The 9,970-nt window shown below is 51.5% G+C and carries 9 protein-coding genes and 1 pseudogene; 3 read left to right on the top strand and 7 right to left on the bottom strand.

Annotated features, from left to right (window positions below; all coding sequences use genetic code 11):
• A pseudogene (locus ABYP73_RS08040) lies at positions 1-706 on the top strand (MFS transporter); the annotation flags it as partial.
• Positions 707-708: 2 nt separating this feature from the next.
• On the opposite strand, the gene ABYP73_RS08035 reads toward ABYP73_RS08040, so the two are convergent.
• From ABYP73_RS08035 to surE, 5 genes are all read right to left on the bottom strand, one after another.
• Positions 709-2,727 carry a ComEC/Rec2 family competence protein gene (locus ABYP73_RS08035; protein ID WP_372973976.1) on the bottom strand — a complete coding sequence of 673 codons (2,019 nt, stop codon included), beginning with the start codon at positions 2,725-2,727 and terminating at the stop codon, positions 709-711.
• 1 nt (position 2,728) lies between these two features.
• Positions 2,729-3,304 carry a C40 family peptidase gene (locus ABYP73_RS08030; RefSeq protein ID WP_372973975.1) on the bottom strand — a complete coding sequence of 192 codons (576 nt, stop codon included), beginning with the start codon at positions 3,302-3,304 and terminating at the stop codon, positions 2,729-2,731.
• A 101-nt stretch (positions 3,305-3,405) separates the two neighbouring features.
• Positions 3,406-4,527 carry a lipid-A-disaccharide synthase gene (gene lpxB / locus ABYP73_RS08025; protein ID WP_372973974.1) on the bottom strand — a complete coding sequence of 374 codons (1,122 nt, stop codon included), beginning with the start codon at positions 4,525-4,527 and terminating at the stop codon, positions 3,406-3,408.
• 1 nt (position 4,528) lies between these two features.
• Positions 4,529-4,813 (bottom strand): hypothetical protein, encoded by a 285-nt coding sequence (locus tag ABYP73_RS08020; RefSeq protein ID WP_372944566.1) that lies wholly within the window; start codon positions 4,811-4,813, stop codon positions 4,529-4,531.
• Complete coding sequence (gene surE, locus ABYP73_RS08015) at positions 4,803-5,585, bottom strand: 5'/3'-nucleotidase SurE (RefSeq protein WP_372944567.1); 783 nt, start codon at positions 5,583-5,585, stop codon at positions 4,803-4,805. Before surE ends, ABYP73_RS08020 begins: the two co-directional genes overlap by 11 nt.
• 189 nt (positions 5,586-5,774) lie before the next feature.
• Here surE and ABYP73_RS08010 point away from each other — a divergent pair, with 189 nt between their 5' ends.
• A complete protein-coding gene (locus tag ABYP73_RS08010; protein ID WP_372944568.1) occupies positions 5,775-7,904 on the top strand; it encodes a carboxy terminal-processing peptidase in 2,130 nt (709 codons plus the stop codon).
• A gap of 67 nt (positions 7,905-7,971) precedes the next feature.
• Here ABYP73_RS08010 and msrA read toward each other — a convergent pair whose 3' ends face one another.
• Positions 7,972-8,517 (bottom strand): peptide-methionine (S)-S-oxide reductase MsrA, encoded by a 546-nt coding sequence (msrA, locus tag ABYP73_RS08005; RefSeq protein WP_372973973.1) that lies wholly within the window; start codon positions 8,515-8,517, stop codon positions 7,972-7,974.
• A complete protein-coding gene (gene msrB, locus ABYP73_RS08000) occupies positions 8,510-8,971 on the bottom strand; it encodes a peptide-methionine (R)-S-oxide reductase MsrB (protein WP_372973972.1) in 462 nt (153 codons plus the stop codon). Before msrB ends, msrA begins: the two co-directional genes overlap by 8 nt.
• 141 nt (positions 8,972-9,112) lie before the next feature.
• Between msrB and ABYP73_RS07995 the strand changes: the two genes are divergently transcribed.
• The gene (locus ABYP73_RS07995; RefSeq protein WP_372973971.1) at positions 9,113-9,919 is read left to right on the top strand and encodes a DNA/RNA non-specific endonuclease; all 807 of its coding nucleotides are present in this window, start codon (positions 9,113-9,115) and stop codon (positions 9,917-9,919) included.
• Positions 9,920-9,970 lie beyond the last annotated feature (51 nt).

Here is a 9,970-nt window from a genome sequence, read left to right as displayed (position 1 = left end):
GGTCTTCAAGGTGGTGGATGCCCTGCTGACCACCGTCCCTATGATAATCATTACCTGGGTGCTCTACCTCCTGTTCAAAAAAACATACAGTCGCATCCCATATTCCAACATTGCCCTCGCATTGGCTTTTGTGGGCGTCTGGGGCTTGCTGATCTACCGGCTTTACGACAAATTCGCCCAGACCGGGAATGAGGTGGAGGCCAGTTGGTTCGCCATCCTCAATTCCTTCTTTATCATCACCCTGGCGCCTTTGTTTTCCCGCTGGTGGGAGAGCAAGTACAACCCCAGTGCCGCCCATAAATACGGGATTGGCCTCATCCTGCAGGGCCTCGGTTTTGCCGTGCTCGTCTTCGGGACCTTAAGCATTCCCCAGGGAGCTGCTTCGGCCTCGGTGAGCATGATCTACCTTATCCTCTCCTATCTGCTGATCACCATGGGGGAGCTCTGCGTATCACCGGTAGGGCTGTCCTACCTCAGCAAGCTCGTACCTCCAAGGATGATCGGGTTTATGTTTGGGATCTGGTACCTCGCCATCGCCATCGGACAGAAACTGGCCGGTACACTGGGAGGTATGATCGACGAGGTTACGGCCAACTATTCCCTCAGCAGCTTTTTCGGGATCTTTACGGTCCTATGTATCGCCCTGGGAGCAATATCCATCGTCCTGAACAGGCCCCTGAAACGTATGATGCACGGGATCCGGTAGGATCACAACTGATGCAGGGTCAGGGCACCCGATTTCGCGGTGGAGTAGAAAGGGATCCCATGGGCTTCGCAGGTCTTTTGCCATCGATTTACGTATTGGAGGTAGTTGCTCCCGTCTGCGACCACTTTTTGAGGTTTTAACTCTTCGAGGATACGACCCAGGTGCACTTTTGGAGACTGTATCAGCAACACCCCGGAAGCGTGTTCTGAAACCTTCGGAACCCTTCCTGTACTGTCTATCACGATCCAGGGCTTATCTCCCACTCTAAAAGAATAGGGCAGTTCCTGGCAGGAAGTTGTTTTTAAGTGCCTGTGCATGCGAAAGGTCTCTGCCATGGGCTTGAGAGGCCCAGGATCGGGGCTCAGGAGCTGAAGGTTCCTTCCCTCCTGGTACAGGATCCCGGTCCCGGCCACCCGGTGAAGGAGGACAATCTCCTGTTTCCCGGCATACTTTTCGACCTGATAAAAGGTCCATCCCTGCAGGCATAGCACAGACATCCCCAGGAATAAAAAGTTCCTGAACCTGGGTTTTTGAAAACTGACGACCAGGAGGGCAAGGAGCAGATACAGCAGCAGGAGGGATACTTTGTCCAAAGGAATGTCTCGCAGCACAAAGGCCTCCTGGTCTGCGATACTCCGGACGATGTTATTCATTCCCCCAATCAGAGAGGAATAGACCGAAGCCAGCAGATCGGGCAGGCTCTTCAGGCTGGCCAGGATGACCACGGGGATCCCTAATCCGATGATGAGCCCCAGAAAGGGCACCAGGAGGATAGCGGAAAGGAGGAACAAGCCCGGGAACTGATGGAAGTAATACAGGCAAAGCGGCATGACCCCCATCTGTGCGGCCAGGCTGACAGCGGTCAATTTCCACAAACGCCTCAGGAACCGGTTAGAAGGATACCAGGTTCTCATCAGTACGGGATAGATCCAGGCGATGGCCAGTACGGCGGCATAGCTGAGCTGGAATCCCACCTGGAAAAAGAACCGGGGTTCGATCATCAGGATGAACAAAGCCGAGATGGCCAGGATGTTCACGGTGTTCGAAGGCCTGTTGAGGAACAGGGCATAAGAGAGGAAAGAGAACATGGCGGCGGCCCTGACCACGGAAGGGGAAAGGCCGGTGAAGAGAGCATAGGCCCAGATCAGGATAATGGTGAGCAGGACGATCCCTGTCTTGCCGTGGCGAAGAGCTGACAGGGGCCTGAGGAAGAATCGGATCAGCAGTAACAGGATGCCGATATGGAGGCCGGATACGGCCAGGATATGGGCAGCCCCGGCGTCCCTGTAGTGCTGGTAGACCTCAGGATCCAGCTCATTTCTTTCCCCTAACAGGATGGCCTGCATCACCCCCAGTTCTTCCCTGCCCACAGAAGTAGCCCGGAGGGCCTTGACAATACCTTCCCTTAAGCTTAGCGCCATCCCCCTAATTGAAAGTCCTGTCGGGCCCAGCTGGATGTAATTGCCCTCCTCCAGTACCACCCGGTCATAGACCCCCCGGACTTCCATATACTCGTCATAGGCAAACTGGTAGGGGTTGGAAGGGGGAGGAATGGGTGTAAGCTTCCCTCTGAAAAGTAATCGGTCATGAGCACTCAAACCCGATGTTTTGGTTCTTTCCACCAGCCCCAGTATACATCCGCTGGCGATATGCCCGTTCAGGGAATTTACCTCCAGGAGGTATTTGTGATAATACCCCGAAGCCTTCAGGGTCTCTTGCACCCGGACCTCCCAAAGGTTTAAACCCTCCTGCAGGGCGTGGGAATAGTGATCAGGCCGAAAGTGGGACCGTGACAGGGAAAGGGAGAGGAATCCCAGGCAGAGGAAAGTACAGGCCACTGCGATCCCGAAAAGAATACCCTTCCTGTAATTCTCAAAGAGGAAGGTCAGGAGCAGGAAGGCGAAACTCAAAACCAGGGGGAATAAGATTACCTCAGGTGCTGTGGGAAAGGTCCAACCCAGGATGATGCCTGCTATAAAAGACAGGCATACCCGTACAGAGATAAAATCCAGGGGGTGCATCTCAAAGGATTCTCGTGGCCTTTACAAATGCGTAGTTCCAGTAGCCCTCTTTGAGGGAAGAGACGATCACGCCCCGGGAGGTGGTGGAGTGAATAAACCGGATATCATCGCCTTCTACTTCCACGACCAGGCCCACGTGGTTGATGCGTTTCCTTCGGTTGGAGGTGGTAAAGAACAGCAGGTCGCCCTTACTGACCTCTTCCAAAGAGATCTTTTTTCCTTCGTTAGCCATGTAGAATGAAACCCTAGGCAGGTAGATGTCGTGCTCCTGGAAGGTGATATACATGAGGCCGGAACAATCCATGCCTTTTCGGGTTGTACCCCCGTATTTGTATTTCACCCCGGTATAGGTGAGGGCGGTATTGATGATCTGTTCGGATCTGTCGGGGGATATCCTTTCCGGGATGTCGACGATCTCGGTACTGTCTGATAGGATGGAATCCCGGAGGATCTCCGATGGGGGGTCATCTGCCTCAACGGTGACCGTGTAACCGGATCCGTAGGTGGTCCGTTTTTTTACAACCCCACAGGACAGGGCTGTCAGGCACAAGATCACGACAAGGTTTTTTCTCCACATAGACAGTAAAAAAGGGGGCACCTTGTAACCAAAATTATAAATTATTTCTGAAGTGGGGATTCAGCGGAAAGCAAATACGGGCTTAACAGGAGAACCTTTTCTCAGGAATTTCTGAGGGAATCAACGATCATCCCGGCGGCTTTTTCGCTGGCCCCGCCCCCGCCCAGCTTGGCTTCCAGTTCTTCATAGGCCGTTAGAACAGCTTCCCTTCTGGGACCTGTGAGGACCGCCTTCAGTTCTCGGACCAGGGCCTTATGGGAAAGGTCGTTCTGGATGAGCTCTGTCACCACTTCCCTGTCCATGATGAGGTTGACCAGGGAGATGTATTTCAGGGTGATAATGCGTTTGGCGATCTGGTAGGAGATCCAGTTCCCTTTATAACAGACCACCTGGGGGACTTTGAAAAGGGCCGTCTCCAGGGTGGCCGTTCCGCTGGTGACCAGGGCAGCCTTTGAGCACTGCAGCAGGGCATAGGTCTCCCCTCTGACGAAGTGTACCCGACTTTCTTTTGTGAATTGAGAATAGAATTCTGTGTCCAGGCTGGGAGCACCGGCGATCACGAATTCGTAGTCCGGAAAGAGAGGAACCACAGATAGCATGAGGGAGAGCATTTTCTCCACCTCCTGTTTGCGGCTGCCGGGAAGAAGTGCGATGATCTCTTTTTCCCCTGGCAGGCCGTGTTTCTTTCTGAAGTTTGCAGGATCGACGGTTTCTTTCGCCTCTATGGCATCCAGCAGGGGATGACCCACATAATGAACCGGAAACCCGTGCTTTTCTTCGTAGAATTCCTTTTCAAACGGAAGGATGACGTACATCTGGTCTATGGAAGCCCGGATCTTCCTCACCCTGCCCTCACGGGAAGCCCAAACCTGGGGGGAGATGTAGTAATTCGTCCGGTATCCCTCGGCTTTGGCCCAGGAAGCGATCCGGAGATTAAAGCCCGAAAAATCGATAAAAATGATCACATCCGGACAGAAGGTACTTATGTCTTCTTTGCAAAAGGCGATATTTTTAAAGATTTGCGGCAGGTTGGCCAGTACCTCCGCAAAGCCCATAAAGGACATTTCCTTGTAGTGTTTTACGAGGGTTCCCCCGGCCTTTTCCATCAGGTCCCCACCCCAGCAACGGATATCAGCCCCTGTATCTGCCTTCTTCAAGGCCCGGATCAGGTTAGACCCGTGAAGGTCCCCGGAAGCTTCCCCTGCTATGATGTAGTACTTCATGTCAGAATACCTTGTAGAATAAGATGACCAGGGCAGCGAGCAAGGTGGCGATCAGTACTCCCTTGGCCCGCTGGTCCCTTCGGATCCTGAGAAATCCGAAAAAAGCAAGGAGGTTCAAAATGGCCCCAAGGGCCACCAGGCTCCCTAAGTAATTCTGTTCTCTGGCGACTTCAAGGGTCTCAAAGATCCCCAGGTCGGAAAATATAAGGATATAGAGTAAGGTTCCGAATACATTGGCAATGATTCCCACGGCAAAGCCGATGATGATTTCTTTTTTAGTGTTCATGTAAATTCCAAGTATTGATATCCTGAATAGCGAAGTGAGCCGTAAGGTCGAATTGGGTAGGGACCACAGAGATATACCCCTGAGACAGGGCCCATTCGTCTGTGTCCTCCCCCTTGTCCAGAAGCTGGAATTCTCCTGTGAGCCAGTAGTAGTCCTTTCCGCTGGGGTTCGTTCGCTTGTCGAATTTTTCTTTCCAGTTGGCCCGGGCCTGCCTGCAGACCTTGATGCCTTTGAGGTTTCCGTCAGCCACTTTGGGGATGTTGACATTGAGTACCACGCCTTTGGGAATCCCGTGTTGAAGCGCTTCGGCCACGATCTGTTTCACCGCTTGTTCAGCCGGGGTGAAGTCGGCTTCCCAGGAATAATCACAGAGGGAGAATCCGATGGCGGGGATGCCTTCTATTCCGGCCTCTATCGCTGCACTCATGGTTCCCGAGTAGATGACATTGATAGAGGCGTTGGAACCGTGGTTGATCCCGCTCACACAGATGTCCGGTCTTCGGTCGAGCAATTCCTGCAAGGCCAGTTTTACGCAATCGGCTGGAGTTCCACTGCAGCTGTATTCCATGGGGGCCCCTTTCTCAGAATCGATCACTACCCTTTGTGAATACAGGGTATTATCCAGGGTAATAGCATGACCCATTCCGGATTGCGGACTGTCCGGAGCAACCACAACTACCTCTCCGAGTTCCTTCATACAGCGCACCAGGGTGCGCAATCCCGGAGCCGTAATTCCGTCGTCGTTTGTCACCAGGATCAAAGGTTTGCTCATCTCGCATACTTTAAGCCGTAAAAATACGTTTTTACTGAGGATTAGTGCGGACCGCCTTTAACAAAAAATTATTGCCAGGGGCAATTATTGGCATGGTTTTTTCTCTATCTTAGAGACTGATTAATTTTATCAACCTCAGGTTTTTAGGGCGTTTCGCAAAGTCTTTTAATCTGAAGAAACAACAAGTACATGAAAAGGAATCTGGCTTTAGGTTTTCTGGCTGTTCTGATTGCTGTGGCTTCCTGCAGTTTTACGAACAAGTCCTTCGAAAACAATGACAAGGACAAGCTCTTATTAGATATCATCACCTACATCCTGGAAAAAGGACATTATTCTCCCAAGGCCATCAATGACGACCTGTCCGTAGCGGTCTATGAGGATTTCATCGACGTCCTGGACCCCACTAAAAGGTACTTCCTGGCAGAGGACATCAGGGATTTTGAACAGTACAAATTCCAGATAGACGATCAGATCAAGAACACCGATATCTCCTTCTTTAACCTGGTGAACGAAAGGTATATGAAGCGTATCGGGGAGGTGAAGGTGCTGATCTCAGAGATCCTGGACGAACCTTTTGATTACACCGTGGAGGAGGCTATCGATTCTGATTACGACAAAAGGCCGTTTACCAATTCCAGGGCGGAACTGAAAGAGAGGTGGAGAAAACAGCTCAAATTCTGGACCCTGAACACCTATGACTCCAAATTGAAGGACGAGATCCAGAAAAAGAAGGACGATCCCAATTACGTGACCCTTACCGAGAGAGAAGTGGAAAAGGAAGCCAGGGATGTCACCAGGCAGACACTGGAAGAATTCTTCGACTTTGTAGACAATATGGAGCGCAAGGATCGCTTCGCCCAGTATATCAATTCTATCGTCGATAAGTTCGACCCCCATACTTCCTACTTTGCCCCTGAGGACAAGGATTATTTTGACCGTCAGATCTCAGGTCGATTCGAAGGCATCGGCGCTCGGCTGCAGCCGGAACCCGAAGGCGCCAAGATCGTGGAGATCATCTCCGGAGGTCCCGTATGGCGCGGACAATTGCTCGAAGTGGGAGACGAGATCATCAAGGTAGGGCAGGAGAATGAGACCCCGGTCAATATCGTGGGGATGCCCCTGGACGATGCCGTGAAACTCATCAAAGGACCCAAAGGGACCAAGGTATACCTCACGGTCCGGAAAGTAGACGGCACCATTGAAGAGGTGACCGTTGTCCGTGATATAGTGGAGCTGGAAGAACAATACGCTAAATCAGCAAAGATCATTGACGAGGATAAGAAATTTGGCCTGATACAACTGCCCGGATTCTATGCCGACTTCAAGAATTACAACGATCGAAATGCGGCTACAGATGTGGCTAAGGAGATCGAACGTCTGAAGGAAGAAGGTATGGAAGGACTGATCCTGGACCTTCGTGATAACGGTGGGGGATCGCTGAGGACGGCAATCGACATGGCCGGGTTGTTCATCAAGGACGGGCCCGTGGTGCAGGTTCGGGCTTCAGACAATGATAAAATGGTCTATGAGGACAAGGACGAGAGGGTGCAGTGGGACGGACCCCTGGTAATACTCGTCAACGAATTTTCAGCTTCTGCCTCGGAGATTCTCGCTGCTGCCATGCAGGATTACAAGAGAGCGATCATCATAGGAAGCAACCAGACCTTCGGGAAGGGGACTGTACAAACCATGTATCCGCTGGAGAATGTGGTTCATGTGAATGAATACGGCGACCTGGGAGCCATCAAGGTGACCATCCAGAAATTCTATCGCGTCAACGGGGAATCCAACCAGCTGGAAGGTGTGAAGAGTGACATCGTCATCCCGGATCGCTATCGATACATCGTCCTCGGAGAAAAAGGGCAGTCCAACGCCATGAGCTGGGACAAGATCAATCCTGCCAATTACAGGGTATGGGATGGGAGTATCGACTTCGAAAAGATCATTGAGAACAGCAATAAACGAATCGCCCGGAATCCTCAGGTAAAACTCATTGAGGAAAATGCGAAATGGCTCAAGGATCAGCAGGACGAAATGACGGTTCCCCTGAATTACGACCTCTACAAGGCGCGGGATAAGGCGAACAGGGAAAAATCGGATTACTTCAAAAAACTTTCCGAGTACGATTCCAAGCTCACCTTCGAATCAGTAAGGTACGAGCAGGGCCTCTTTGCCAAGGACACCCTCCTGAAAGAAAAGCGGGAACGCTGGCATCAGAACCTCGTCAAAGACGTGTATATAGAGGAAGCCGTCAATGTGTTGAAGGACCTGAGGGAAGATAGGATGAAGGGTGACAAGCTTGCCCACATCAAGGGATAATGACAGATTAAACATATTAGGAAAAGGCCCTGTTAGGGGCCTTTTTTTTACGGATCTATGTTCATTCTCAAGCCTTGCTGAGCTTTTCGGCATGCAGTTTTCGCAACTTGTTAAGCTTGGGGGAGATCACGTAACTGCAGTACCCCTGCCTGGGGTTGTTCCGGTAGTAATCCTGGTGGTAATCTTCGGCTTCGTAAAAGGTTTCGAGCGGACTCACTTCGGTGACGATAGGGGCATCGAAGGAATCAGCCAGCTCTTTAATGACCTCCTTGGCCGTCTCGTGCTGTGCCTCATTGTGGTAATAGATCACGGAACGGTACTGGGTACCCACATCGGCTCCCTGCCGGTTCAGGGTGGTGGGGTCATGGGTCGTCATAAAGATCACGAGCAGGTCGTAATAGGTGATCACATCAGGGTCGAAAAAGACCTGGACCACTTCGGCATGGCCGGTAAGGCCGGAACAGACTTCCCGGTATGTCGGCCTCCCGGGGGCATTGCCTCCCGTGTACCCGGAAACTACCCGGTGAACGCCCCTTACTTCCTGGAAAATAGCCTCTGTACACCAGAAGCACCCTCCGCCCACTGTAGCGATCTCAAACTTGGGGCTACTCATGATTGGCCGTGTTTTGTACGAGTTCCATCGATTCGGAATTGATGCAATACCTCAGGCCGCTGGGAGCAGGACCATCAGGGAAAACGTGTCCTAGGTGCGCATCGCAGGTATTGCACATGACCTCCACCCTGACCATCCCATAGGAAGTGTCTTTCTTATATTGAATAGCGTTCTCTTTGATGGGCTGGGTGAAACTGGGCCAGCCCGTTCCGGAATCGAATTTGATGGTGGAATCAAATAAGGGGGTGCCGCAGCAGACACAGGCGTACTTGCCGGCTTCGTATATGCTGCACAAGGCGCCCGAGTGGGGTGCCTCTGTACCTTTTCTGCGGGTGATCCTGAATTGTTCCGGGCTCAGGAACTCTTTCCACTCGGCCTCCGTTTTCTCAACCCTTTTGTCGGGTTTGGGACTGCCGTGAACAGAAAAATGTATAACGTCTTTCCAGGTGAACATAGGATAGGTAATGGATTTAAAATTAACAGTCTTAAGAGTTTAAAGGGTCGAAGAATTGGCAAAATCCTTACACTTCAAAGGTAGGCCTTGATCTTCAGAAATCCTGTATTTTAGCTTCGCTTTAGGAAAAGAGCGACCCCTATGCGAAGATGGAATAAGAACAGGATCGTTTATGCCGTTTTGATGGTGGTCGTGGTCGTCCTGTTCTGGCTGGCAGAACACTATCTTATACCTTCCTGGAAGATGGCCGGCCCGGAGGACAGCGTAGCCTTACCGGCCTACGTATTGCCGGGATCTTCGGGGGGTGACATGATCACACATGCCTATTACACTCTTGAATACAGTGAGCGTCATGAACAGGCCCGGTGGGTGGCGTATACCCTTACAGGGTCACAACTGACGGAAGATGAGAGGCGCAGGCCTTTCTTTCAGGAAGATCCCCTGGTGAAAAGCATTTCGGCCGACTGGAGGAATTACAAAAATTCGGGCTATGACCGTGGGCATCTCTGCCCGGCCGGGGACCGCAAGTTTTCTGAAGCTGCCTATAACGAGACCTTTTACACCAGCAATATCAGTCCGATGGACCCCGATTTCAATGCCGGGGTATGGAACCGTTTGGAGATTCAGGTGCGTAACTGGGCGAGGAAGTATGACACTCTGTACGTGATTACCGGGGGTGTGCTCAGCAAAGGTCTGTCTTCAATAGGCTATGAAGGAGTAACGGTACCCCGGGCGTTTTTTAAAATAGTCGCAAGGCAAAAGAAAGGGGGGCTGGAGACCATTGCTTTTTTAGTTCCCCATCGGGAGAGTTCCGAGTCCCTCAAAGCTTTCAGGGTAAGTATAGACCACCTGGAGGAAGAGACCGGGATCGATTTTTTTCACATGATGGATGACGGTGCGGAGGATAGGATGGAAGAAGCCATTGAAGGTTCAGCCTGGTCGTTTTAAAGCCATTCGTTCAGCCTGTTGGCGTCCAGTTTCAAAAAGATAAACAAAAGG

The sequence above is a fragment of the Muriicola sp. genome, from assembly GCF_041567615.1.
Taxonomy (GTDB): Bacteria; Bacteroidota; Bacteroidia; order Flavobacteriales; family Flavobacteriaceae; genus Muriicola.
The sequence above is the reverse complement of the archived record's forward strand: the minus strand, read 5'-3'. Positions and strand labels throughout refer to the sequence as shown.

What these genes read in the sequence shown, in the direction of transcription:
- msrB (WP_372973972.1), bottom strand. Translation starts at nt 8,971, where the DNA reads ATGTTCACCTGGAAAGACGTTATACATTTTTCTGTTCACGGCAGTCCC.
- ABYP73_RS08035 (WP_372973976.1), bottom strand. Translation starts at nt 2,727, where the DNA reads ATGCACCCCCTGGATTTTATCTCTGTACGGGTATGCCTGTCTTTTATA.
- ABYP73_RS08030 (WP_372973975.1), bottom strand. Translation starts at nt 3,304, where the DNA reads ATGTGGAGAAAAAACCTTGTCGTGATCTTGTGCCTGACAGCCCTGTCC.
- lpxB (WP_372973974.1), bottom strand. Translation starts at nt 4,527, where the DNA reads ATGAAGTACTACATCATAGCAGGGGAAGCTTCCGGGGACCTTCACGGG.
- ABYP73_RS07995 (WP_372973971.1), top strand. Translation starts at nt 9,113, where the DNA reads ATGCGAAGATGGAATAAGAACAGGATCGTTTATGCCGTTTTGATGGTG.
- surE (WP_372944567.1), bottom strand. Translation starts at nt 5,585, where the DNA reads ATGAGCAAACCTTTGATCCTGGTGACAAACGACGACGGAATTACGGCT.
- ABYP73_RS08020 (WP_372944566.1), bottom strand. Translation starts at nt 4,813, where the DNA reads ATGAACACTAAAAAAGAAATCATCATCGGCTTTGCCGTGGGAATCATT.
- msrA (WP_372973973.1), bottom strand. Translation starts at nt 8,517, where the DNA reads ATGAGTAGCCCCAAGTTTGAGATCGCTACAGTGGGCGGAGGGTGCTTC.
- ABYP73_RS08010 (WP_372944568.1), top strand. Translation starts at nt 5,775, where the DNA reads ATGAAAAGGAATCTGGCTTTAGGTTTTCTGGCTGTTCTGATTGCTGTG.